Source organism: Sorangium sp. So ce590 (genome assembly GCF_051521365.1).
Taxonomy (GTDB): domain Bacteria; phylum Myxococcota_A; class Polyangia; order Polyangiales; family Polyangiaceae; genus Sorangium.
The window spans coordinates 6,327,763-6,352,631 of the sequence record NZ_CP150346.1 but is presented as its reverse complement, the minus strand read 5'-3'; the positions used below and the strand labels follow the sequence as shown (position 1 = coordinate 6,352,631).

Sequence of the window (24,869 nt, the reverse complement as noted above, 5' to 3'; positions counted from 1 at the left end):
TACTCGTCGAGCGAGCGCGGCGTCGCGCGGGCGGCGAGGATGCGCCCCAGCGCGTGGGAATCGAAGGCGCCAAAGCTCTTCGCGCGCCTCAGCGCCGCGTCGAGATCGGCGGTCGCATATCGCTCGCGCAGGAGCAGGATCTGCCGCGCTTGATGCGCCCAGATCCGCGCCGGACCCGCGCTCATGAGGCGGAAGAAGCCTGCGGCGTCCTCACCCATCTGCTCGAAGGCGGCGCGGAGCATCTCGAGGTCGACGGGGCTCTGGCGCCCAGGCGGCGGGTGCAGGCCGGCTGGATCGAGCTTGAGCCCCTGGCCGCGTGGAGCCAGCTCGTGACGCGCGATGCAGGAGAGGTCGGCGCCATAGACGAAGAGCTCGTGCTGCGTGATGCGGACAGGCAGGAAGTCGGTGATATGATCGTAGGGTACCGCGTAGGCGTTTCCCTCCCAGGCGACGAAGCCATCGATGGAGCAGATGCGATAGATCACCCGCGCCGTATCGTAGGGATGGCGCGGCAAGGGCACGAGGTGCTCGCGCTCTTCGGCGAAGCGGTCGAGGGGCGTCTTGCCATGACGGCGACGCTGATCGACGATGGCGTCGAGCCATCGAGCGAGCTGGTCTCTCAGGTCGTCGAAGTCGACGAAGGAGCGACCGTTGAAGAAGGAGCACTCGACCTCCCAAAATCCACGCTCGACACGTGGCTTGGCGTTGGGCTCGCCGCGCACGCCGCGCGGCCGAAACTCGTAGTGTGCGGCGAAGGCGAGGAAGCGCGGATTGTAGATGGGCTGCTGCCCCTCCCATCGCAGCACGACGGGCTTCTGGCTGTCATACGTGCAGCACGCGGCGGCGCCCTGGAATTGGTCGAAGGCACGGACGTGGCCATCCATGAGCGCGTGGAGGTCGGCCTGGTGATAGAGCTCCACGAATTTGCTTCTGGAGAAGGGGAGCGCGTACGCGAAGGCCTGTATCTTCTCCTTGTGGCCGTCGACGAAGGCGACCTCATAAGGTGACCAGTCGCTCTCCGCCATCTTGCCGGGGCCGTAGACAGGAGCGACGCGGCTCGGCGCCGGGCGCGGCGGGGGTCGCCGCCGGCGCACGTACTTCTTGACGGCGGTGTATCCGCCGAGATAGCCGTCCTCGCGCAGCGTCTCGAAGATGCGCTGAGCGGTGATGTCCGGGTAGCGAGCCATCAGCTCGACGACGCGCGCCTCATACGCGTCGACCTTGGACGCGCGCGGCGCTCGCGACGGCGGCTCCAGAAGCGCCTTGTGCTCCTTGTCGCGCGCGTCCGCGTGGGCCGCGAGCAGCGCCTTGACGGTGTTGCGGCTGACGCCGAGCGCGCGGGCGATAGCTCGGGAGGAGAGGCCCTGCCGGTGGAGTGTCACGAGCTGAAGCACCAGCTCCTCGCGGGTGCGCCATGTCACGGTCATGCGGCGTCCTTGTCTTTCAAAGCGGCGCTGTCGCCGCAGACGAGCTGGATGGTGCGCCCGAGGGCATCGAGCACCGGCACGAGCGCGACGAGGCTGTCTTGCGCGAGCGCCGCGGCCTCGGGGCCGATGGTGTGGAGCGTGCCGCCGGACAGGCGTGCTTCGAGCCGGGCCGCGACGAGTCGCACCGTCCGGAGGTCGCCCGCAAGCCAGTCAAGCTCGCTCCTGGACCGGCGCGTGGGGCGGACACCGGGCTTCGCGCCCGGCGCGCCCTGCGCGCCCTCGTCGAGCCATCGCGCGAGCCATCGCGCGAGCTGCTCGGCCCGGGCGGCGTCGTCGGTGGCGTCGAGCAGCTCGGCGACGAGGAGCTCGGTTTGCCGCACGGTCAGGCCGCGGCGGATCACGACGCCCGCGGCGGCGTGCTGGTTGCCACGTGGCAACTGGCTCACAGCGACGGCCGCGCGCGGCGCGATGAGGCCGAGCCGAACGTCGGCCTGCACCGCGGGATCCAGCGCCTCGACGAGCAGCAGGCGCCGGAACACCCAGCTCTTGTGACGGCCGAGCCGCGCGGCGATGGCGGGCTGCGACAGGTGGTGGTCGTGATAGAGCGACCGGATCAACCACCCTTCCTCGAGCTCGGTGAGCCCGCGACGGTCGTGGAGCGCGACGAGCAGGATCTTGGCCTCGGCCACGTCGGCGTCGACGACGCGTGCGCGGAGGGTGGGCCAGCCGAGAATGCGCGCGGCGCGAGCGCGCTTGAACCCGTCGAGCAGCTCGATCTGGCCCCGATCGGCGAACACGGAGACCGCGTCGAGCTGGCCGTGGCGCGTGAGCGAGCGGCGCATCGTTTCGAGCGCCGCGGTGTCGCAGAGGCGCAGGGCGGAGAGGCCGTCGCCGAGCTCAGCGAGCTCAATGTCGCGGTCGCGGGCGTCGGGGGTGTGCACGCGGCGGACTGCACCACCGGCGGGGCTTCCGAGGCGATGGTCATGCGTGACGGTCGTCCATGATCACGCCGAATTAGCTCGTGATTCCAAGATTTTGGACGCCGAAGCTGGCGCGTGACAGCTCCTCGGTGAACGCCACGATTTCGCGCTGCTGCGGCCAGCTTCTGCGCAGATCGCGAAGCAAGCTGGCGCGTGACCGGTCGACGGTGCGATCCACGAGCTGGGCGATTTCCTCCGGCAATTCCGCGGACTTGGCGGCCGAAGGTGGCGCGTGACACCCGGCGGGAGCGACGGCGGGCGGCGCCGCCGCTCGACCCCTGCGACAGTCGCGCTGACGCCTGCGCTCGTCGGCGCGATGGTCGTCGAGCTCGCGGCAGCGCCGAGCTCGCGCGAGCTTGCGGTCGCAAGCGCGGCGACACGCAGCGCCACAGACGCGCTGGGTGGTCAGGGCACGCGGTGACGGCGTGAAGGAGCAGCGGCGCTCAGCGCATCGACGGCGGGACGCCATCCCCGCAGCGTCGCGGGCGGCGGCGGGCCGGGCGCCTTTGCGGCGGAGACGGCCGCGACGCGGCGCGGGTGGATCACGAAAGCGCCGCGGACGGCGCTTTCAGACGGCGGCGCCGTGGATCAGTCGAGCGCCGCGGGGTGGATCAGAGGGAGGGCGCCGCTGAAGTCCGCGCGAATGCGGCACGGTCGAGCATCCAAGCAGGCAGGACTTCCCGCGTGCCGTCGCCCATCTCGCAGACGGCGACGAGCTCGCCTTGGCGGTGCTCACGGTAGGCCACCTGAACCCGCTCGCCATAGGCCGGGTGCCACCGGTAGTGCACCACGCAGCGCAGGTCGACATGGGCAGAATGATCGGGTCGTCGCGCTCGGAAGAAAAAACTACTTATTCGCTGGCTCGGATGAGGGAGCGAAACGCCTCGCGGTCGGCTACACGAGCTTCGGCTCGTGCCGGATGCATGGAACCAACCCGCTCGCCTGGGCGACGGACGTGATCGGCAAACTGCAGGCGGGCTGGCCGCGCGAACGGCTGGACGAACTGCTGCCCGCCGCCTGGGCGCGAGCGTCTCTCGCGTCTCCGGCTGCTGGCGACGCCGACGCATCCTGAGCGACGCCGACCTTGATCTTCGACCCGGCGGGGCAGAGCACCTCGCCGGTCCTCTCGCGCCCGCCCAGGTCCGACCGGGCCGTGGGTAGGCGCTGCCCCGCGCCCAGCATCGTCGACCCCGGCGAGAGCCGCAAGTGGCCACGACCATGGCGATGGGTGGGCGGTTACGCGCCACGGCGAATTTGGCGCGAGCACCCCCGCGAAACGCAGTAGCGGAAATCTCGGCGGGGGCAGCGCACGCGCTGCGCGACCAAGGTCATGCAGCAACGAAACTCATGAGCCGATACCGAACGATGCCCCACTTGGCTATCGCTTCTTGCACGCGGGTCATTGCTTTCCCCCGCTCGTCGTTCGCCATACGCGCCATGAAGCGATAGGTTGGAACCGTGTTCGGCGTGACGTCCTCATCCATAATCTGATGGAAACCAGACCTCTGTGCCAGCAAGCGGTAAGCCCAGGGGGTGAACATCAGCGGGTTCAGGGTGCCATAGAAATGCTTCTTGTTCACCAGATTGGCGAGATGCATAGGAATGGTGAAGGGAAGCATGCGCGCGAGCGAAACGAAGTCGGAGACGGCGAGCTTTCCGCCGGGCTTCAAGACGCGCCGCGCTTCTTGAAAGAATCTGCGCCTGCTCGAAAAGTGGAAGATGCACTCCACGGCAAGCACCACGTCGAACGACGCGTCGGGGAAAGGCAAGCGACACGCGTCACCTTCGACGAACTCGATCTTGTTTCCGGTCCTCGGCCGGACGAGCTCTCGCGCACGGGCGAGTTGCCGGCCATCGATATTGAGCCCCACGAGTTCGACGTTGTTGAAACGCTCGCTGATGCTGGCGATCGTGCCGCCGAACCCGCAGCCCACGTCGAGGACACGCAGGCCGTCCGCAACCCCTGCGATGGCGGACATGCGTTGGGACATGGCTTCCGCGGCAGCGAGCATCTCCGGAGTCGAAGGGTCAGCGAGGTCAGGCGAGGAGAAATAACCCCAGTGGACATGGCGTGTGCCGAACGCCTGCACTGCTTCCGAATCGGGCGCCAGCTGGACAGCGCTAAGGATCCTGTCGAAATAAGGCAGATTTACGGAATCCATTTTTCTCCCTCTGCCGTTCTGAAAGCAGGACGCTCTGTCCCACTGAAGAGCAGAAGCGTATTGTACAGCACAGGAATGGAGTAAAGCAAGTTGGTGCGCTGGTTCGCTCGGCCGCGCCACACCTCCTCGCGCTGCGATCCGGCTTCTTCTTCCTACGCGCACCCCGATCGGGTCACGAAAATCGACCGCAACCCGATCGAATTGTCCTACATCGACGCCATCGGCTCGTGACAGCCTCCGGCTTCAGAAAAAACTGACGCCGGAGCCTGTTCACAGCCTCCGGCTTCAGAAAAAACTGACGCCGGAGCCTGTCCACAGCCTCCCGGGTCAGAAAAAACTGAAGGCGGAGGCTCTCGACACCCTCCGGCTTCAGAAAAAACTGACCCGGAGCCTGCCCACAGCCTCCCGGGTCAGAAAAAACGGTGGTGGCCGGATCCGGCCACTGGGGTGGACTGGCTGGATTTGGGTCCTACCCCTCCGGCGTGTCGGACGGGTCGGGCTTCCAGGAGAACAGGTCGAGCTGGACCGGACCGCGGGGCGGATCGGGAAGCGGGGGAGGACCACCTCGCGCTGCGCCCGATCGTGGGCACGCCGTCGACCGGTCTGCTGCTCGCGTGGCGCGCCGACGGCGCGTCGCCCACGGTCCGTGCGTCGGGTCGGCGTCGACAAGCCGCCCGCCGAGCGCCACGGGCAGGCCGCGGGAGGCCAGCGCGGCGAGGTGCCCGAGGGCCGCGAGCCTCGGGAAGGCCGCGAGCGCGGCGGCCGCGATCCGGCCCGGCGCGCCCGGGCGCGAGGCGCCGCTGCCGCGGAGGAGTAGGGGGCGCGGGGTCGAATTTCAAATGGGGACCTCGGCCCGTCCCCACGTACCCGCAGCACGTCAACCCTTCTTCGCGGAATCGATATGCTTCGGTTGTATCTCTCTCTGATCTCTGCGGGCGTGTTTTCCCTCTCGCTCGCCGCGTGCGCGAGCGGCACCACGCTCGATCCTTCCGCCGGAGCGCGTCCCGGCGAGGGCGGGAGCGGCGGCGCCGGGGGTGGAGACGGGTGGATCGGGGCCGTGGGGTGGGTGAACCCCGGCCCGCCGAGCGTGTGGAACCCTCCGTCTGTCACCGTGCCCGGCGCGTGCTCCGAGCTGACGTCGCACCACATCTACACGGTCTCGTCGTACAGCGAGCTGTACTCGTTCCACCCGGCCACGCTGGACTTCCGGTTCATCGGCCAGTTCGAGTGCGCGTATCCCGTCGAGCTCTGGCAGACCGAGCGCGTGTCGCCGCTGTCGATGGCCGTCGATCGGAGCGGCGTCGCCTGGATCGAGAGCCATAGCGGTCGGCTCGTGCGCCTCGATATCGAGGCCGGCGTCTGCGAGCCGGTCCCGGGCATGTCGGGCAGCGGCCCGCTCCAGAGGTTCGGGATGGCGTTCGCGGCCGACGACGTCCCCGGCGAGGAGACCCTCTTTCTCCGCGAGGCGCTGCTCCGCGTGTCCTCCGACGAGGTGGATCCCGTCCGGGCGCTCTCCGTGTTCGACGCGCGGAGCCACGTCGTCCGTCCGCTCGGCGTGGGCGAGGGCGGGGACGCGGACCTCACCGGCACGGGCGACGGCCGGCTCTTCGGCTTCGTGAGGGGGGCGCCGGGGGAGCCGGCGTCCCTCAGCGAGTATGACAAGAGGATCGGCGCCACGCTCTCGCAGGCGCCGCTCTCCGGCGTGAGCATCCACGACAGCGCGAGCTGGGCGTTCGCGACCTGGGGAGGGGCCTTCTACTTCTTCGTCACGAACCCCGACCCCGTCGACATGATCACGTCGAGTGTCTATCGCTACGACCCCGGCTCGGGCGCGCCGCCGGAGCGCCTGCGAGACGATCTCCCCGCCGAGATCATCGGCGCCGGCGTATCGACGTGCGCCCCGACCGTCGTCCCCCAGTGACCAACCGTCGCCCCGCCCCTGCCTCCCGAGGACGTCCGGCCTCCCGGGGGAGCGTTCGTCGCGCGGCGCGGGAGACGGCCGTTCGCCTACGCCGCCTTCGGCCAGGTGAACGAGAACGCCGCGCCGCGCCCCACGTCGGAGTCGAGCGCGATCGCGCCCCCGCTGCTCTCGACGAGCTTCTTCACGAGCGCGAGCCCGATCCCCGTGCTCATGGTGTGGTGATCGCTGGTGTGTCCGAGCCACGAGTGCGACGCTGGGCCAGGCTGGAGGTCCCGCGGATCGCGTGGTCTCCCCACGTCGCGCCAACCCTGGGCGTCACGGACGACCCGATCTCGTCCATCGTCGCCCCCGCGGAACCGTCCCGCCAGGGATTGCTGACGCGCGGAACCAGGGCGGCCGCGACCTCGGCGGAGCTGCCGAGGCGTGGAGCTGCCGAGGTGCCAGGACTGAAGGCACAGATTTCAGGAACGAAAGATATAGGGGGCATCCCTAAGGGTAACCCCATGAAGCGAGGAGGGCTGAGCCCTGGCCCATGTCCTGCTAAGAATGCAGGGCAGAGCGCCCGTGACGGCTTCCCCCCCCCGCCGTCGAATGGGCGCTCTTTTTTGTGCTCCCGTGGCGGGGCGAGTACGGAGGGGCGCCGCCCGGCCGATGCGATCGCCGGCGCTGAGGGCGGCGGCGATCAAGCGCCGGAGCGCTGCGCCGAACGGGAGCTCTCGAGCCTCGGCGAGGAGGACCCGGCAACGACGCGCTGGAGGGCTCGCCCGAGGAGAGCACGGGCGGGCACGGCTGATCGTCGTTCCGTGCGTCGAGGGGCCGGAGGCAGCCGCGGCGCACGGAACGGCGATGTCCCTGGCGGCAGGAGCGGCCGCCGTGCCTCCCTGGCTTTCGCCGAGCAGCTGAATTTGCTAACTCCGGGGCGTCAGGGGGGCGGATCTCCCACCCCCCGGCGGCGTATCGACGACATCCGCGTGAGATCCTCCAGCGCACTCCTCGCCTTCGCGATCGCCGCCGCCGCCAGCTTTCACGCCGGCGAGGCGCACCCCCAGCCCGCCCCGGCGGCCACCGCGCCCCCGGCCGAGCCGCCGGCGGCCACCGCGCCCGACGAGGCGCCCGGCGCGCCGGATGACGCGCCGGCCGCGCCCGCCGGGATCGAGGTGACCGTCGAGGGCAACCGGGCCCCGCCGGGCTCGGTCTCGCTCTCGCGGCGCGACATCCGCGAGCTGCCGGGCGCGCTCGGCGACCCCTACCGCGCCATCGAGATCCAGCCCGGCGTGACCGGCATCGCGAGCGGCATGCCGTACTACTACATCCGCGGCGCGCCCCCCGGGAACATCGGCTACTTCTTCAACGGCATCCAGGTCCCGCTCCTCTTCCACGTGGGCGCGGGCCCCAGCGTCATCCCGGCCTCCATGGTCCAGCGTGTCGAGATGCACCTCGGCCCGTATCCCGCGGACATCGGGCGGCTCGCCGGCGCGGCGATCGAGGCCGAGAGCGCGCCGCCGTCCGACGTCTGGCGCGGGGAGGGGAGCCTCCGGTTCGTCGACCTCGGCGGCGTCGTCGAGGGGCCGATGGACAGGGACACGCACGTCCTCGTCGGAGGCCACTACGCCGCCGGCGCGGCGCTCACCTCGGCGCTCGTGCCGAGCGTCGACGTGGGCTACGCCGACTACCAGGGCCGGATGACCTACCGGCTCGGGCCGGAAGAGCGCTTCACCGTGTTCGCCTTCGGCGCATACGACTACCTCGCCACCCGCGACGAGGAAGGCGGCGCCGAGGCGACAAACGTCCTGCTCGACAGCGACTTCCACCGTCTGGACCTGCGCTACGACCGCGACGACGCCTCCGGCGCGCGCGTCCGGGCGGCGGTCACCCTCGGGCTCGACCAGTCGCGCGGGGTCGGCGTGGAGAGCGCGCAGGCCTGGAAGCTCAACGCGCGGCTCAGCCTGGCCCGGCCCGTCCTCGGGGGGCGCGCGCTCCTGCGGGCCGGGGTCGACGCCGCGGTCGACCGCTACAAGGTGACCCCGCGCCCCAGCCCGCCGCCGGACGACGAGCCCGCCGAGGGCGCGGACGACGAGCCCGCCGAGGGCATCGACCAGCTCGACGAGAGCTTCCCCGAGCTCTTCCGCAGCCGGCTCGATCTCGCGCTGGGCGCGTGGGCCGACGCGCTGCTCGTGCTCGACGAGCGCTCGACCGTCACGCCCGGCGTGCGCGTGGACCACTACACCTCGCTCGGCCGGAGCGCCGTCGCCGTGGACCCGAGGATCGTCGGCCGCTTCGGCATCGGCGAGCACGTGCGGCTCATCCCCGCCTTCGGCGTCGCCTCGCAGCTGCCAGGCCTCGCCCCGCTGCCGGCGCTCCAGATCGGCGGCATCCCAGGGGGCCTCCAGCGCAGCCTGCAGTCGAGCTTCGGCGTCGAGGTCAACGTGGGTCCGGTCAATTTCAATACCACGGTATTTCGACAGGTGATCTTCGGCCTGAGCGATCCGATTGGCACCGGGCGCGGCACGAACCTCAGCACGGAGCGCTTCCTGACGCGGAGCCTCGGCGACACCTACGGCCTGGAGCTCGGCGCGCGCGGGGCGCTGCGGCGCGACATGTTCTTCCTGGCGTCGTACACGCTGTCGCGCTCCACGCGCACGCGCGGCAAGGTGACGATCCCTTCCGCCTACGACCGGACGCACGTCGCGCACGTCGCGCTGCTCTACGACCTCGGCAAGGGCTGGCGCGCCGGGATCCGCCACGTCTTCTACACCGGCTTCCCCGCCGACGAGGCCGCCCCGGGCCGCCCCCCGCGCGAGCACCCGGATCGCATCCATCCATTCTACCGGCTCGACGCGCGCCTATCGAAGCGCTGGGCCCTGAGCGCGCGGAGCTACCTCGGCCTCGTGCTCGACGTGCAGAACGCGACGCTCGCGAAGGAGGTGTTCGACGTGAGCTGCGACGACAGCGGGTGCACGCCGCAGACGATCGGGCCCATCACGATGCCGGGGATCGCGATCGAGGGCGGGTTCTGAGGGGAAGGCGCCGCGCTCGCGGGCGCGCGGAGATCGCGAGGCACGGGAGCGAGGCAGTCAGGGGCGCGCGCCACGTCGGCCACCCGCCGGAGCCTTCGTGTCGGGCGCGCGGCGGCGACGCGGGGTCTTCCGTTGATGCGCCGTCGCGTTCGCGGACCAGACCTACCCCGACGAGTACGGCGCGTTCTATGCGCGGCTCGGTCCGCTCCCGAGCCTGGCTGTCGCGGATTTCAGGCCGCTCATCAGCAATTATAACTCCTTCATGTACCTGCTCGACGTGAACGAGCAGGGCGAGGCGTTCGTCACCTTCGGCGTCGCCGCCGGCCCCGACGTGAGCACGACGTTCGGCGATGCGGTCGTGAACGACGACCCCAACCTCGCGCGGGTGACGCCCGGGCAGCCGCCCGCGTTCGTCGAGTTCGAGTCGCCCTTCGGAGGCAGAGTCCCTGGCCGCGGGCCCCTCGCGATCGGTGTACGTGGGAGGCACGTACCAGGAGCCGGGCGGCGCCGCGATCTTCCGGTACACATCCGATCTGACGATCGCCGCGTCGGCGACTTCACCGGCTCGCCCTTCGAAGCGGTGGACCTCAGCCCGCCAGCGAACGGCACCCGGGGACGGCTTCGTGAGCGTCTTCACGCGCTGAACGACCGAGGGCGCTCGCGCCTGGCGCTCCCGATCGCGGGCGGGCTCTCTGCGCTTAGCGCGAAAGCACGCGCATACGTTGATCGAGAAGATCGGCGGACGCTCGCATCAGGCGCTCGGCGATGACGTCGACATGGCGGTTGCGCCAGTCTTCCAGATCTGTCCCCTTCGCCCATTGGTTGAAGGCGCCCATGGCCGGCCCGCAGTGGACCTGGTAATTCACCCGGTGCTCCTCGTCCCCTCGCCGGGCCAGCTCGGAGCTGTGGGTGAAATACCGCCGGAAGACCAGGGCCATCCTGTGCCTCGGGTCGCGCTCTGCCCTGGCCGCCTCCGCCGGGCGCGTCCTCAGCCGGAGAGACAGCGCATCCCGCCAGACCTCGTCGAGATCGCACCTGAAATAGTGCTTTTCAAGCTGATCTCTGGTCCTTCCGTCAAGCGCGTCCAGGGACGGATAGTGCCGGTAGAGCTCGTACAGGCGATTGGCCCGCGCCGGGAACAGCACGCCACGCTTGAGGACCTGAACCCGGCCTCCCAGCTCGAACAGGTCGCCGGCGGGCGCATACGCGGTGTCGTGCACGCTCGCGGTCTGCAGCATGTCCTTGACCCGGTCGCTCGTGCTCGCCTCCGCCGAGCACTGGTTCACGGAGTTCGTGACGATGAAGTCGGCCCCCAGCATGAACGCGGATGCGATCGCCTCCGGAGCGCCGAGGCCGCCGGCCGCGCCGACGCGGATCGGCTTGGCGTACCCGGACCGCGCCATCATGTCATCGCGCAGCCGCGCCATGGCGGGCATCAGCACCGCTGTTATTCCCATGTCCGTGGGGCCGCCGGAGTCGGCGTGTGCGCACAGGTCATCGCTGATGGGGAGCTCTCGGCCGAGCGCGCCCTCCTCGCGCGTGAGCCGCCCATCCTTCACGAGCTGATCGAGGACGTGATCCTCAGCAGGGCTCATGAACGCCCGGGCGACATCGAGGTTGGAGACCCTGGCGAGCACGCGTCGAGGCGTCACTGCCCTGCCGCGGTGATCGCGGTAAGCTCCCTTGAGGCGATAGTAGACCAGGGCAGGCGTTATCTGCAGGTAGGTGACCGCTTCGATGTACCGGATATCGTGCTTGAGGTAGAGCGCGACGCTCTGCCATTCCAGATACGGATCGTCCAGGTCGCACCACAGGCTCACCCCGTAGCTCTCACCGTCGCGGAGCTCGCGTTGGATGTGGAGGATCGACTCCTCGACGGCATCCAGCGCCACCCCCTTGGTCCCGAGGTAGCCGATCAGGCCCGCCTTGCCCATGCGCACGACCACCTCTGTGGAGGAGATCCCATCGATCAGCGAGCCCGCGACATAGGCGTAGCGCAAGCGGTAGTCCTCCCGAAACGTGGCGCTGCCCAGCACCTCGAGCGACATCCCCCTGGTCCCCCTCGCCGCGGGCGGCGACGCTGCGGGCGGCGACGCTGCGGGCGGCGACGCTGCGGGCGCCGCCGGTCGGGGCGGCGAGGGGGCCGGCGGCGCCGTCCCCTTCGTCGCGGGCGTCGCCAGCTCCCGGGAGCCGCCCCCGACGTCCGGCGGCCGGCCCTCCGCAGACGACCCCCGCCGGTCCAGCCCGGTCGCGCCATCCTCCTCGACGAGGGGCTGGGCGTCTCGACGGATCTGGGAGTACAGGCCGGTCAGGACAATGCCGTGGCCGCACTCCACGAACTGCTTGACTCCCCTGCCCATGAGGTAACGTATCGACTCGCACCACCGGACCGGACTGGCGATCTGCTCGCCCAGGGCCGCGCGGATGCGATCCGGCCGCAAGGGACGGGCGGTCACGTTGGAGATCACCGGGATCTTCGGAGGCGCGAAATCATAGCCCTCCAGGAAGCGCCCGAACTCGACCATGGCCGGTCGCATGAAGCGGGAATGGAAAGCGGCGCTCACGCGCAGGACGGCATACTTCTTCGCCCCGGCCGCCTCGAAGGGGACCTGCAGACGGGCGATCTCGTCCTTCGCGCCCGAGATCACCACCTGAGATGGGCTGTTGAGGTTGGCGATGTCGATGGCCGTGGCGCCGTTCTGCTCGAGGAGCTCGCGAACCCGCTCCGCGTCCAGACCGATGACCGCGGCCATCCCGCCGCCGCGGGCAGCGCCCATCAGCTCTCCGCGCTTCTTCACCAGCGCAAGGCCGGTCTCGAAGTCAAACACCCCCGCAGCGAACAGGGCGCTGAACTCGCCCAGGCTGTGGCCGGCCAGGAAATCGGGGGGAGCCTCCTCCTCGCGCCGCTTCAAGTACGACAATGCGTTGACCACGTAGAGGGCCGGCTGGGTGAACTGGGTCTCGTTCAAGCGCTGATGAGGATCGTCCTGGCACAGCGCCCGGATGGAGTAGCCCAGAACTCCATCCGCTCTGGCCGCGAGCGCGGGGAAGGCGTCGAACAGCTCCCGTCCCATCCCCTTCGCCTGAGACCCTTGCCCGGGAAACATGTACGCTTTCATTGAATTTTTCTCAACCCCCGAGGCCACCACAGGGTTCTTGCAGACCAACGGACGTGCGCCGGCGAGGGATCCCCTCCCGTCGCGCCGCGCCGCCGCGACGTGCCCGCCAGGGCCTCGTCGCGGCGCGCGCGCCGGCTACGCCCAGCTCTGCGCCTTGAACGACGGTACCCAGGGACCTTTCTCGCGGGCATCACGGAGGATGCCCTCCACATGCGTCTCGCGCACGAGCGGGACCTGGAACATCCGACACACCTCTTCCACCTGGAGCGGGAGCAGCTCCTCCCACGGGGCGCTGAGGGGGATGCGCGAGCGGCGGCCGCGGATCCACACGTCGCGCAGGTAGGATACGTTGCGAAGCTTTCGGTCCTGCGGCGCCGTGACCGCCGCGAGCCCGGAGATGAACGAATACACGACCCCGCTCCGGTACGGCGGGTAAATCGCCGCGAGGAAGAGGCCCAGCGCTACTTCGCCCGCGAGGTCACGCCCGTACCCTGTGAGCGCATGGGCGACGTCGTGGAGCACCGCGCCGCGGAAGCTGAACCACTGGCGAAGGGGATCCGGCGCCACCTCCTGGAAGGTCGGGACCGCCTTCATCACGTGGATGATTCCATTTACCGCGTACCCGTCTCGCTCCGTCATCTCCTTGTAGGTGCGGCCCAAGCTGCCCTCCGGCATCGATCCGAGGAGATCCATGTCGGCCAGCGTCGCGGCCAGGTCGGGCTGCTTCAGGATCAGCGCGCGCGCCCCCGGTTCGGCGAGGAAGTCTTGAAACATGCGCTCGGTGGCCCCGCCGTCGAGCGACAAGATGAGCTCGTAGGAGAGCTCGGCGGTGAAGGGTTTTTCCACGCACTCCTTGGCGAGCCGAAACGCCTTGCGCCACTCCATCCCGCGCGGCGGCAGCGGAGCGGTGTGGGGGAGCTCATCGTGGATATCCAGGTGTCGCGCCATCGATGTCATGCAAAGTCCCGTCCTGTAAAGAGCCTTGTTGGCTGATTGTGTGTCAGGTTGCTCGATATCCAACGCAGTGCGGGGCGCGGTCGCCCCGTTCGCCTGTCATGACAGCGCCTCGCGGACGTGGGCGACCACCTGGTGGAGCGCCGGGGGCTCCAGGAGGTCGACGTGGGCGCAAGGCAGCTCGACGACCTCCAGGCCTCCGCGTATCCACTGGCGCCACGGGGTCACGTAGTCATAGGAGGAGAAGACGTCCAGGATGGGCAGCCCCAGCGGGTTCGCTCCGCCGAAGAAGCCTTTCTCGGCCTTGAAGAACAGGACGTCCACGGCGTCGAGAATCCGGGGTTGGTACTTCCTGCACGCGAGGTCGAGGTGCTTGTAGACCGCGATGTTCCCGTTGAGCATCCTGTAGATCTGATCGCGGCTGAGCGCGGTGCGGCTCCGCTCCTTGATCAGCTGCACCGCCCGTGGGAGCTGCATCGGCGGAGGGAGCCCGGCGAGGTCGTCGGGCTTGATGGCCGTGTCCCCATCGCGGTCGAAGCTGATGAAGGAATTGGCCATGAGCAGGAGCGGCAGGATCGGGTCGATGTCGCCCGGCGTCTCCTGCGCGAGGCCGGCAACGGCGGGGTAGGTGTCGAGCATGACCACCCGAGAGACGCGCTCCCCCAGCGAGAGGAGCTGCCGGGCCATCTCGAAGGCGATGATGCCGCCGGAGGACAGCCCACCCACGACGTAAGGCCCGTTCGGGCGGACCTGCCGCAGGCAGGCGACGTAATAGGCCGCGGTCTCCTCGATGCTGGTGAAGGGCATGGCGAGCCCGTCGACGCCCCGGGCCTGGAAGGCGAAGAACGGGTAGTCTGCGCCGAGCGCGGCAGACAGGGGATAGAGCGGCTGCGCGAGCCCCGGCGCGCCGTGCACCCAGAACGAGCTTCCACGTGAACCGCGCGGGTTGATGACGACGAGCTCGTCGGGATTGGGCCCCGGCTCGGGCGGCGGGGCGAAGCTGTCCGCCTCGGGCAGGACGTCCGCAGCGCGCGGATCAGGCACCCGGGCCTCGCGGAGCGCCACCGGGGTCGCGGAGGCCGCCGGGGTTGCGGAGGCCGCTGGGGCTTTGGCGATCGCCGCCGGGGTTGCGGAGGCCGCCCGGGCTTTGGCGATCGACGGCGAGGTCGCCGTGAGGGGGGCGCCGGACGGGAGCCGTGCTGCGCCGTTGTTGCTCAGGAGACCATGAATGTGGGCCGTGAGCTGCTTCAGGGTGGGATGGGTGTGCGCGGCGCTGAGCGGCACGCTGGACCCGTACCGCTGTTGCACCGACCGCATGAAAGCGGCGGAGAGGCGGGAATCCATACCGTAGTCGCGGAATGCCTCGTCGCCATCGATGTCCATGGCCTGCATTTGGAGGACATCGCAGAGCATCGCCGTGAGCTCCTGCGCGATGACCTGCCGGGCCACGCCGCGCGGGGGCGCGCCGCCAGGCTCCTCGGGCAGCGCCGCGCTCGGAGGATCCGCGGTCCGCACCGAAGGCGCCGCGGTCGCGCTCCGGGCGGCGCCGTTCGGCAGCGCCTCCTCGTCGAGCCAGTGGCGGTCGCCGGCAAAGGGGTAGTGGGGCAGCGACAGGGGCCTCGGCGTCGATCCGCCGTAGAGCGCCCGCCAGTCGATCGGGGCGCCGCTCACCCAGAGCCGAGCCAGCTTGTCGTGGCGACCGTCCTCCACGAGGATCGAGAGGAACGCCTGGCCCTCGCGGCCGTCGAGCATCAGGGCGGAGATCGACGCCGCGGCGCTGCCCACGTGGAGATCGTCGACGTCCGTCAGGCCCTCGGCGAGCTGCTTCAGCTTCTTGATGAGATCGCCGAGGCTCGTGGTGACGATCGCCGAGCGCTCGTTCATGGCCTCTCGCCCGACCTGAAGGGTATAGGCCACGGCGGTCAGGTCGCGATCGGCGAGCGCCTGCACGTCGTCGCCGCGCGGGCGTGAGCGGCGCTCCAGGTCGTCCGCCAGCGCCGCGGCGTACGCGCGCAGCTGCCCCGCGGTCCGGGCGGAGAGGGGGACGATGACCGCGCCGGCAACCGCGCCCTCGTCCCTCCGGTCGTCCGGGGGGGGCTCCGCCGCGTACTCCTCGACGAGGAGGTGGGTGTTGGCGCCGCCTGCCCCGAACGAGCTGATCGCGGCGCGGCGCGGGAGCTCCGCGGTCCCTCCCTCGCCGGCGAGGGGCGGCGTCGTCCACGGGCCGAGCTCTCGCTGGACATAGAACGGGCTGTCCCTCAGGTCGATGCTCGGGTTGTGCGGCTCGGCGTGGAGCGTGGGCACCAGCGTCCGGTGCTGGAGCTGGCAAAGCACCTTGGTGAGCTGAGCGATGCCCGACGCGGCCTCCGGATGGCCGATGTTGGACTTGACGGAGCCCACGGCGCAGAAGTGCTTCCGGGCGGTGAACCGGCGGAACGCCTGCGTGAGGCCCGCGAGCTCGATCGCGTCGCCCATGGAAGAGCCGTTGGCGGCGACCTCGATATAGCCGATGGTCCCGGGATCGATGCCAGTTCGGCGCAGGGCTGCCGCGATCAGGTCGGCCTGGGCGCCGGGGCTGGGGACACCGTACCCGGCGGTCTTGCCGGCGTGGTTGGTGAAGCTCCCCTTGATGACGCCATAGATGCGGTCGTTGTCCGCGACGGCGCGATCGAGCGGCTTGAGCACGACGGCGCCGACCGCCTCGCCGGGCACGTAGCCGTCACCGTCGCCGAGGCTCTTGCTGGCAGCGCCGCTCCCGAGCAGGCCCAGGCGATCGAGGGCGACGTACTTGTGAGGGTGGAGGTGAAGGTTAACGCCGCCGGCCAGCGCGAGGCAGCACTCGCCCCGGCGCAGGCTCTCGCAGGCCAGGTGGAGCGCGGTGAGGGACGAGGCGCACGCGGTGTCCACGGCGAGGCTCGGCCCGTGCAGATCGAAGAAGTAGGAGACCCGGTTGGCGATCGACCAGAAGGACGACGAGGCCCCGGCGTCAGGCGTCCGGGCGAGCATGGAGTACTGCTGGTACATGCTGCCGACGAACACGCCGACCCCCACCCCGTCGCGCGCCTGCTCCTCGGCGAGCCGCTTGCGGGTGTAGACCGCGTCCTCGAAGGCGCACCAGGCGACCTCCAGGAACAGCCTCTCCTGGGGATCCATGCTCGCCGCCTCGCGCGGTGAGATGTTGAAGAGGAGCGCGTCGAAGCGATCGACGCGATCGAGGAAGCCACCCCAGCGCTGGCGGGTCTTGCCGGGGCCTCCCTCGGGATCGAAGAGCGCGGCAGCGTCCCAGCGATCGGCCGGCACCTCGGTGATGCTGTCACGCCCCTGGCGCAGGTTGTTCCAGAAGGCGTCGATGGTGTCGGCCCCGGGGTAACGGCCGCTCAGGCCGACGACGGCGATGTCGAAGCTCTCGAGAGGCGCGGCCGAGCTCTCTCTCGCCGGCGCGCGACGCGCTGCGGGCTCCGCGGGGAGCGCGCCCGGGGCCGCCGCGGGCTCCACGGCGCGCCGCGGGAGGTCGAGGCGGCGGAGGAGCGCGTCGCCGCGGTGGGCGACCAGCCAGTCGGTGAGGGCTGCCAGGGTGTGGTGCTCGAAGAGGAGGGTCTTCGGCAGCTCACCGAGGAGCGCCTCGAGCCGCGCGGAGAGCTGGGCGATCAGCATCGAGTTGAGGCCATAGCGGTCCAGGGGGACCTCGGGATCGAGGCTGCGGCGCGGGATCTCGGCGACCTCGGCGAAGGAGGAGGACAGCAGGCCGAGCGTGGCCTTGCGCAGGGCGGGATCCGCGGTGGCCGGCGCCAGGGCTGCGGGCGCCTCCTCGCCGGTCCCGCGCGCGGGGGCAGGCGCCGCGGCGTCTCCGGCGGGCCGACCGAGCCAGTGAGACGGGCGGGCGAAGGGATAGGCGGGGAGAGGCACCCGGCGCCGCGATCCCTCGCTGTAGAGGTCGTGCCAGGCGATGGATGCTCCGTTCACCCAGGCCCGCGCCAGCGCAGGGAGCGGCGCCTCCGGGGACAGGGGCGCTCGATCGCGCGGCGACGAGGCGCGGCCCCGGAAGACGCGCTCGCCGTCGTCGTCGCCATGTCCGCCGAGGAAGCCTTGCAGGCGGGCCTCGAGCTCGTCCAGGTTGCCTGCGAGGATGGCGAGGCGCTCGTCCATCGCGCGGCGGCCCACCTGGAGGGTATAAGCGATGTCTGCGGCCGCGATCGGCGACGCGAGGTCCAGCGACCGCGCGGTCGAGCGCTCGCGCAGGTGCTTTGCCAGCGCGCGGGCATGGGCCTCGAGCTGCTCGGCGGTGTCCGCGGAAAGCACGAAGAGCTCGGGGCCGGCCACCGCGGGGGTCGGGGCCCGGCGACGAGGCCGGTACTCTTCCACGACGGCGTGAGCGGACGATCCGGTGGCGCCGAATGCATTGATGAGCGCCCGCCGCGGGGGGGCGTCCGCCCCGGCGGCCCTGGGCCAGGGGGACAGCTCGCGGCTGATCCGGAAGGGCGTGCCGTCGAGCTGGATCAGCGGGTTGCGCGGCTCCGTGTGCAGCGTCGGGGCGATCTCGCCGTGCTCCAGCTGGAGGATCACCTTGGTCAGCTGGGACAAGGCCGAGGCGGACTCGAGGTGGCCGATGTTGGGCTTGACCGACCCGAGGACGCACGGCGGGCCGTCAGGGCTCCGCCCCTCGAACGCCTGTTTGAGCGCGTCGATCTCGGAGGCGTCCGCGATGCCGGAGCCGGTGGCGGCGCACTCGACGTAATCGATCTCCGACGCGGCGACCTCGCCGTCCGCGAGGGCGTCACGGATCGAGCGGGCCTGAGCGCGCGTGCTCGGCATACCGTACCGCGGCGCCTTGCCGGCGTGGGCGAGCGCGGTGCCCTTGAGGACGCAGCGGATGTGCTCGCCTCGCTCCTCGGCCTCGGGCAGGCGCCGCAGCAGCACGGCGCCGACGCCCTCGCCGGGCACCCAGCCGGTGCCGCCGGCGCCGAAGGCGCGCGTCTTGTCATCGCGGGAGGTGAGATTGAGGCCTTCGAGCAGGTCGGGGTGGAACGGGTGACCAAGGAGGTTGACCCCGCCGACCAGGGCCACGTCGCACTCGCCGAGCCGGAGGCTCCGGCTCGCCAGGTGGAGCGCGGTCAGGCCCGAGGAGCAGGAGGTGTCGATTGCCACGCTCGGCCCGTGGAGATCGAAGAGATAGGAGATCCGGTTGGCGATGGAGGAGTGGAACGCCACGGCCTTCGCGCGGCGATCCCGCTGCCACGCCTCCAGCCCCACGCTCTGGTAGTCGCTCCACATGGCGCCGACGAAGACGCCCACCCGGGGGGCGGTGCGACGGAGTTCCTCGGGGGTGTACCCGGCGTCCTCCAGGCACTCCCAGGCCACCTCGATGAACAGGCGCTCCTGGGGATCCATGAGCTTCGCCTCGGCGGGCGAGATGCCGAAGAAGAGGCTGTCGAAGCGGTCGAGCCGCTCGAGATAGCCGCCCCACCCCGGGGAGGCTCCGCCGCCTCGGGGATCGTCGCTCTGCGGAGCGCTCGCGCCGAAGCGCCCGGCGGGCGGCCGGGTCACGGCGCTCTGGCCGCTTCGAAGCGCTCGCCACAGCTGATGTGGCGTGTCCGCGCCGGGGTAGCGGCCGGCGAGGCCGATGACCGCGATCTCGCGCGAGCCGGCGGGAGCCTCGCGCTCGCGGCGAGAGGCGTCCGCCTTCGCGGCGGTCGCCTCGTGCGAGCCGTCCGCCCCCGCGCGCTCGAGCAGCCTCGCGCGGTCCTGCCGCCCGCCACCTTCGTGCTCGACGCGGCCTCCAAGCATGCAGACGATGTACCGGTGTCCACTCCCGAGCTTGAAGTCGGCGCGGATGGCGTCGAAGTCGAGCCCTCCCATGGCGCACAGGCCAAGGTTCGCCTCCGCCTGATGGCTCATGAGCGCCTGGATCATCGCGCCTGCCTCGATCGCGGCGAAGGTGAGGCTTTGATCGCCGTAGATGGGCTGGATGGCGTCGGTCTGGGCGATGAAGAACAGCCCGAACCCGGCGCGGTCGAAGTGCTCGCGGTTGTAATAGAAGTGGTGTATCCGGCGGATGGTGGGCCGATCGTTGATGAGCACGAGCTCGTTGCGATCCGGGTGGTAGTAGTAGATCCCGGGCGAGAGGCGCTCGACCGCGCCCTCCTTCACGTGAACATAGGTCTGCACGGCGTAGGTGCCGCCGGCGGAGGGATAGCAGAGCTGGGTCTCCTGGCCGCTCGGGTACCGCCGGAGGACGGCGAGGAGGCGCGAGACGTCGTCGAACGAGGTGGGCTCGGGCCGGTAGTCGCGGCGACTCCCGCGTTGGCGGTGGAGGCGCGGGGCCACGGGAGCGTCGGCCAGACCCACGGTCGGGAGGCCCTCGAGGCCTTGACGCAGGTGGAGCTGCTGTTGCTTGAAGCGTTCCCGATCTTCCCTGGAGAAGAAATCGATCGGGCCGGGGGCCGCCCCGGCGGCCGCCGGGGGCGCGGGCGTCGCGAGAGGCGCGTCCAGCGCGGGCCCGGGCGGCGGGGGCTCGGGCGCGCCGGCGGCCGTCCGCTCGGCGACGTGCCGCGCGATGGCGTCGAGGGTCGGCTCGGCCAGGACGACCTCGACCGGCAGCCCGACGCCGAAGCGCTCCTCGATGTGCTGTGACGCCTGCACGATGGTGAGCGAGGTGGCGCCCAGCTCGAAGAGGTCAGCGCCGGGATCGAGGCGGGTGAGGTGCAGCGCCTTGCCGAGGATGCGCTGGAGCTCTTCCTGGGCGGCCTCTCTCGAGACGCCCGCTGGCCGCCGGGCCGGGGCGGCGCCCGGAAGCGCCCCGGCCGCGACGGCCGGCGGGGACTCCGGCTGGGCCGCGGGAGACGGCACCGGCCAGGGCAAGGCCTTGCGGTCGAGCTTGCCGTGGGCCGTCACCGGGATCTGGGCGAGCGCCACGAAGCGGTTCGGAACCATGTAGTCGGGCAAGCGCTCCTTGAGGTAGGCCTTGAGGGCGCCGGGCGCCGGAAAGGGCCGGTCGCCCGTGACCAGATAGGCGACGAGCTTGGGGTCCTCCGTGTGAGCGTCCTGCACGGCGACCACGGCGCCCTGCACGGCCTCGTGGGCGCTCAGCGCCGCCTCGATCTCCCCGAGCTCGATGCGGAACCCACGCAGCTTGACCTGGGCGTCGAGCCGGCCCAGGTACTCGATGTCCCCGTCGTCCAGGTAGCGCGCGCGATCCCCGGTGTTGTAGAGGCGGGCGCCGGGGTCGAAAGGGCTCGGGACGAACCGCTCGCGCGAGAGCTCGGGCCGGTTGAGGTAACCGCGGGCGAGGCAGACGCCGCCGATGTAGAGATCACCCTCGGCGCCCGCGGGGACGGGCCGCAGCGCGCTGTCGAGGATGTGGATCTCGACGTTCGAGATCGCGCGGCCTATCGGCACCTTGCGATCGGGCCGGCGCTCGCACGGCCAGTAGGTGACGTCCACCGCGGCCTCGGTCGGACCGTAGAGGTTGTGGAGCCTGGCCGGGGAGCGGCGCAGGAAGGTGTCCATGACGTCGTAGGACAGGGCCTCGCCGCTCGTGAACACCTGGCGGAGGTGCGTGGGGAGCGCCGGCTCCTTGAGGAAGAAATTCAGCATGGAGGGGACGAAGTGACATGTGGTGATCCGCTGCTCCTCCATGACCCGGACCAGGTAGGCGACGTCCTTGTGCCCCTCCGGCCTGGCCATCACCAGGGTCGCGCCGGCGATGAGAGGCAGAAAGAACTCCCACAGGGAGACGTCGAACGTATAGGGGGTCTTCTGCAGGACGCGGTCGTCCGACGTCAGCCGGTACTCGTCCTGCATCCAGAGCAGCCGGTTGCAGATCGCATCATGAGGGATCATGCATCCCTTGGGCTTGCCGGTGGACCCGGAGGTGTAGATGACGTAAGCGAGGTGACCCGGCCCGGCGGTGGGGCCGAGGTCGTGCTCCGCCTCGCCGTCCAGGAGGTGCTGCTCGGTGGAGAGGCACAGCTGGGTGCCGCGGAACGACGAGAGCCGGCGGCGCTCCTCCGCGAGCAGGAGGACCGAGAGGCCGGCGTCCTCGGCGATGAAGTCGATCCGCTCGCGAGGGTACGTGGGGTCGATGGGCACGTACGCCCCGCCCGCCTTGAGGATCGCCAGGAGGGCGACGACCATCTCGGTGGATCGGTCGGCGAGCACGCCGACCAGGGTATCGGGCCCGACGCCGAGCCGCTTCAGGCGGCGCGCCGCCTGGTTGGCCCGGCGATTGAGCTCCCGGTACGTGAGCTGGTCGCGCTCGAAGATCAGGGCGACGTGGTCGGGGCACAGGTTCGCGCGCTCCTCGATCAGCCGGTGCAGGGTCGTCCGGTACCGGGCGGCGCCGGGCGCGGGGTCACGGCACTCCGGCGCGGGCAGGGACGCGGGGCTGGCGGGGGCGCGCGGCGGCGCGTCGAGCCGGGGCTCGTGCCAGGCGGCGTGGTCGCGGGTCAGCCGGTTGAGGATGCGGCAGTAAGCGTCGAACATCGATTCGATGAGCCCCTCGGGGAAGACGCCCTCGACCGAGTCCCAGTGGAGCCGCAGCGCGTCGTCGGCCTCCATGCTGATGTTGTCCAGGTAGACCTGGGGTGTCTGGGTGATGCGGTATCCCAGAGAGACGGTGTCGGGAAGGTCGCCCCTGAGGCTGGGCCCGAGGCCGGTGAAGACCACCGGGAACGTGAGGAACTGCCTGTTCCGGGACTTGATGGCGATCTGCTGCAGCACCCGGGAGCCGCTGACCAGGCGGTGCTCGCGATCCTCGGAGAGCGTGCGCTCGAGGTGCTGGACGCGCTCGGCGAAGGTCTCGCCCGGCGGCGAGACGACCCAGCTCACCGCGGTGAAATCGCCGACCACGGCGCCGATCTCCGGGTGCACCGGCGGCCGATCCCAGCGCGCCACGACCACCGTGAAGGGGCGCCGGCTGGAGCGGCTGCCCAGGACCTCGAAATAGGCGCCCAGCAGCACGGCCTCGGCCGACACCCCGAGGACCGCGGCGCCCTCCTGAAAGCGCGACCACTGCTCCAGGATGCCGTCGAACTGCCGACGCCGCAGGCGCTCGCCCCGGCTGTCGGGCAGGCGCATGCCGAGCTCGGGGCCGCCGGGGAGAGCCGCGAGCCTCCGGCGCCAGTAGGAGACGCCGAGCGCGTGGCTCGCGGTGCGCTCGTGGTCCTTGAGCGCGAGCTGGTAGTCGCGGAAGGAGAGCTGCGGCGCGGCGCACGGCCCCTCGGGCCGCTCGTACAGGGTGAAGAGCTGCTTCAAGACGAGGTGGATGCTGGTCGCGTCGGCGAGGAGCAGATCCATGCTCAGGTGGAGGACGGCCCTCGACGGCTCGGTGAGCGAGAGCCGCAGATCGAAGAAGGGCCACTGATCCAGGGGGAATACCCGGTCGACCATGGTCTCCCGCGTCCGGGCGAGGGCCTCTGCGCGGGCGTCGGGCGACGCCGCGCGGAGGTCCGAGACCTCGATCACATAGCGCGGGACCTCGGCGCGGATGCTCTGGGTGCCGTCGGCGTGAATGACAGCGCGCAGCATCTCGTGGGCGTCGATGACGCGCCGCCACGCCCGATCGAGGCGGGCGAGGTCCGGATCGCGGAGCTCGATCTCCTGATACATCTGGCAGCTCACGCCCCCGTTGGCGGCGAACGCGGTGCGGCCGACGAAATAGGCCTGCTGCAGATCGGACAGGGGGAATCTCTGGTAACGCTCCTCCGGCCGGGCGATGATCTCGAGACCCTCGGCGACCAGCGCCGGGGAGGCCCCGGGGGGCTCGCCGCCGCGCGGGGGTTGCGGGCGCAGGATCTCCTCGCGCCATCCCGGCGACGTCCAGCGCGAGGGCTCTGCCGCGAGCGCCTCGAGCAGCCTCGAATACGTGTCGAAGAGGGCGTCGATGCACCCAGGCGCGAAGACGGCGTCGACGACATCCCAGGTGAAATGCAGGCCACCGTCCTTCTCGTAGACCTGATGGTCCAGGTAGATCTGCGGGGTCTGAGTGACCGAATAGGCGATCTGATCAAGGAAGCTCCGCCCCTGCTGCCGGGCTTCTCTGCTCACGTTGTGGAGGACGCTGGTGAAGACCACCGTGCTCGCTGGGGGCGCCGCGCGCCTCGCCCTGAGGGCGCGGAGCGCGGAGATGCTGTCGGCGCGGTCATGATCCATGTCGCGCCAGAGCTGTCGCTGGCTGCGGTGGACCTTCTCCTGCAACGTGAGGTCGGGGGCTCCCTCGACGAGGAAGCGGTGGGTGGAGATGAGCGGGCCGAGCAGGAGCTCGATGTGCGGGTGGATCGGCGGGCGATTGAAATACGTGAGCGTGAGGGAGAACGGCCCGGGCGCGCTGTGGGAGGCGAGGGCCTCGGAGAAGAGGGTGAGGAGCAGGGCCGTCGTGGAGACGTCCAGCTCCCGCGCTTTGTCCTTGAGCGCGCGCCACGGCGTCTCGGCCAGCCGCCCATGGATGCGGCGCCGGGGGTAACAGGCGCGGCCCGCGGACCTCGTGGGGCGCTCGTCGCGAGGCAGCGCCGGGCCCCCGGGCATCTGGGCCAGCTTCTCGCACCAGTAGGCGAGATCCCCCTGGTAGGCCGGCGAGCGCTCGAAGTCCCTGGAGGCCAGGACGTAATCGCGGAAGCTGAGCTCGCAGACGGGCAGGGTCGCGTCAGGATCGCTGTAGAGTCGATACCACTGCGTGAGCAGGAGGTTGAGGCCGGCGGCGTCCAGGACCCACTCGTCGATGCTGACGTGGATGACGCTGCGCTCGTCGCTGGAGCGGGTGATCCGGATCTCGTGGAGCGGCCACGCCCCTGGCTCGTAGACCCGGTGGGACATGCTCGCGCGCACGCTCTCCAGGTGCGCATCCAGCGCCGCGCCCGGGCGCCCGCGGAGGTCGTCCACCGGGAAGCGCTGCGGCCGCCCGGGCTCCTGGACCTGCTGGGTGCCGTCGGCGCGGACGACGGTCCGGAGCATGTCGTGGTGGACGACGAGCCGGTGGAAGGCGCGCTCGAGCCGCGGCACGTCGAGGTGCGCCTCCTCGATCTCCAGGTAGATGTGGCATCCGACATGATCCCCCGCCCTGTCAAGCTGCTTGGCCACCAGGAAGGACTCCTGGATCGGCGTCAGCGGGAAAGGGAGGAAGCGATCCCCCGGGCGCGCCGTGATGACGGGCCGGAGCGAGGGCTGAGCGCGAGCCGCGGAGCCGTCGGGGTCCGCCTGCCACGAGGCGCGTCGGTCCCGCAAACGCATGAGGACCTGCACCTTCTCCTCCGCAGACAAGTTGGCAAACTCCTGGGTGCTCATCGCGCTTTTCAT

Annotated in this window: 11 protein-coding genes and 2 pseudogenes; 5 read left to right on the top strand and 8 right to left on the bottom strand. The window is 70.6% G+C overall.

The window, feature by feature from the left end; all coding sequences use genetic code 11:
* Positions 1 to 380 precede the first annotated feature (380 nt).
* From istA to WMF28_RS23490, 3 genes and pseudogenes are all read right to left on the bottom strand, one after another.
* Positions 381 to 1,427: pseudogene (gene istA / locus WMF28_RS23500) on the bottom strand (IS21 family transposase); the annotation flags it as partial.
* On the bottom strand, positions 1,424 to 2,368 hold the full coding sequence (locus WMF28_RS23495) for a ParB/RepB/Spo0J family partition protein (RefSeq protein WP_437595507.1): 945 nt from the start codon (positions 2,366 to 2,368) through the stop codon (positions 1,424 to 1,426). The pseudogene istA and the gene WMF28_RS23495, both read right to left, overlap by 4 nt.
* 73 nt (positions 2,369 to 2,441) lie before the next feature.
* A complete protein-coding gene (locus tag WMF28_RS23490; RefSeq protein ID WP_437595505.1) occupies positions 2,442 to 2,585 on the bottom strand; it encodes a hypothetical protein in 144 nt (47 codons plus the stop codon).
* A 642-nt stretch (positions 2,586 to 3,227) separates the two neighbouring features.
* Between WMF28_RS23490 and WMF28_RS23485 the strand changes: the two are divergent.
* Positions 3,228 to 3,479, top strand: a pseudogene (locus WMF28_RS23485) (transposase domain-containing protein); the annotation flags it as partial.
* Positions 3,480 to 3,735: 256 nt separating this feature from the next.
* Here the strand turns inward: WMF28_RS23485 and WMF28_RS23480 are convergent.
* Positions 3,736 to 4,569, bottom strand: coding sequence for a methyltransferase domain-containing protein (locus WMF28_RS23480; protein ID WP_437595504.1), 834 nt, complete (start codon positions 4,567 to 4,569; stop codon positions 3,736 to 3,738).
* A 93-nt stretch (positions 4,570 to 4,662) separates the two neighbouring features.
* On the opposite strand from WMF28_RS23480, the gene WMF28_RS23475 reads away from it, so the two are divergent.
* Together WMF28_RS23475 and WMF28_RS23470 are read left to right on the top strand one after the other, a co-directional pair.
* Positions 4,663 to 4,800, top strand: a complete 138-nt coding sequence (locus WMF28_RS23475) for a hypothetical protein (RefSeq protein ID WP_437595502.1) — start codon at positions 4,663 to 4,665, stop codon at positions 4,798 to 4,800.
* A 706-nt stretch (positions 4,801 to 5,506) separates the two neighbouring features.
* On the top strand, positions 5,507 to 6,490 hold the full coding sequence (locus tag WMF28_RS23470; RefSeq protein ID WP_437595501.1) for a hypothetical protein: 984 nt from the start codon (positions 5,507 to 5,509) through the stop codon (positions 6,488 to 6,490).
* 86 nt (positions 6,491 to 6,576) lie between these two features.
* On the opposite strand, the gene WMF28_RS23465 is transcribed toward WMF28_RS23470, so the two are convergent.
* Entirely contained in the window at positions 6,577 to 6,786 is a 210-nt protein-coding gene (locus WMF28_RS23465; RefSeq protein WP_437595499.1) for an ATP-binding protein, read from the bottom strand.
* Positions 6,787 to 7,461: 675 nt separating this feature from the next.
* On the opposite strand from WMF28_RS23465, the gene WMF28_RS23460 reads away from it, so the two are divergent.
* Together WMF28_RS23460 and WMF28_RS23455 are read left to right on the top strand one after the other, a co-directional pair.
* Positions 7,462 to 9,507: a TonB-dependent receptor plug domain-containing protein gene (locus tag WMF28_RS23460; RefSeq protein WP_437595498.1), complete on the top strand. Its 2,046-nt coding sequence runs from the start codon at positions 7,462 to 7,464 to the stop codon at positions 9,505 to 9,507.
* A 262-nt stretch (positions 9,508 to 9,769) separates the two neighbouring features.
* On the top strand, positions 9,770 to 10,276 hold the full coding sequence (locus WMF28_RS23455; RefSeq protein ID WP_437595496.1) for a hypothetical protein: 507 nt from the start codon (positions 9,770 to 9,772) through the stop codon (positions 10,274 to 10,276).
* Here WMF28_RS23455 and fabD read toward each other — a convergent pair.
* From fabD to WMF28_RS23440, 3 genes are all read right to left on the bottom strand, one after another.
* Positions 10,206 to 12,626: an ACP S-malonyltransferase gene (gene fabD, locus WMF28_RS23450; RefSeq protein WP_437595495.1), complete on the bottom strand. Its 2,421-nt coding sequence runs from the start codon at positions 12,624 to 12,626 to the stop codon at positions 10,206 to 10,208. The two genes, WMF28_RS23455 and fabD, sit on opposite strands and share 71 nt — an antisense overlap.
* 135 nt (positions 12,627 to 12,761) lie before the next feature.
* On the bottom strand, positions 12,762 to 13,574 hold the full coding sequence (locus tag WMF28_RS23445) for a Coq4 family protein (RefSeq protein ID WP_437595494.1): 813 nt from the start codon (positions 13,572 to 13,574) through the stop codon (positions 12,762 to 12,764).
* Positions 13,575 to 13,679: 105 nt separating this feature from the next.
* On the bottom strand, positions 13,680 to 24,869 hold the full coding sequence (locus tag WMF28_RS23440) for an amino acid adenylation domain-containing protein (RefSeq protein ID WP_437595493.1): 11,190 nt from the start codon (positions 24,867 to 24,869) through the stop codon (positions 13,680 to 13,682).

Bases quoted from the DNA above. Each gene is read 5' to 3' on its own strand.
- WMF28_RS23445 (WP_437595494.1), bottom strand. From the start codon at position 13,574: ATGGCGCGACACCTGGATATCCACGATGAGCTCCCCCACACCGCTCCG.
- WMF28_RS23480 (WP_437595504.1), bottom strand. From the start codon at position 4,569: ATGGATTCCGTAAATCTGCCTTATTTCGACAGGATCCTTAGCGCTGTC.
- fabD (WP_437595495.1), bottom strand. From the start codon at position 12,626: ATGAAAGCGTACATGTTTCCCGGGCAAGGGTCTCAGGCGAAGGGGATG.
- WMF28_RS23440 (WP_437595493.1), bottom strand. From the start codon at position 24,869: ATGAAAAGCGCGATGAGCACCCAGGAGTTTGCCAACTTGTCTGCGGAG.
- WMF28_RS23455 (WP_437595496.1), top strand. From the start codon at position 9,770: ATGTACCTGCTCGACGTGAACGAGCAGGGCGAGGCGTTCGTCACCTTC.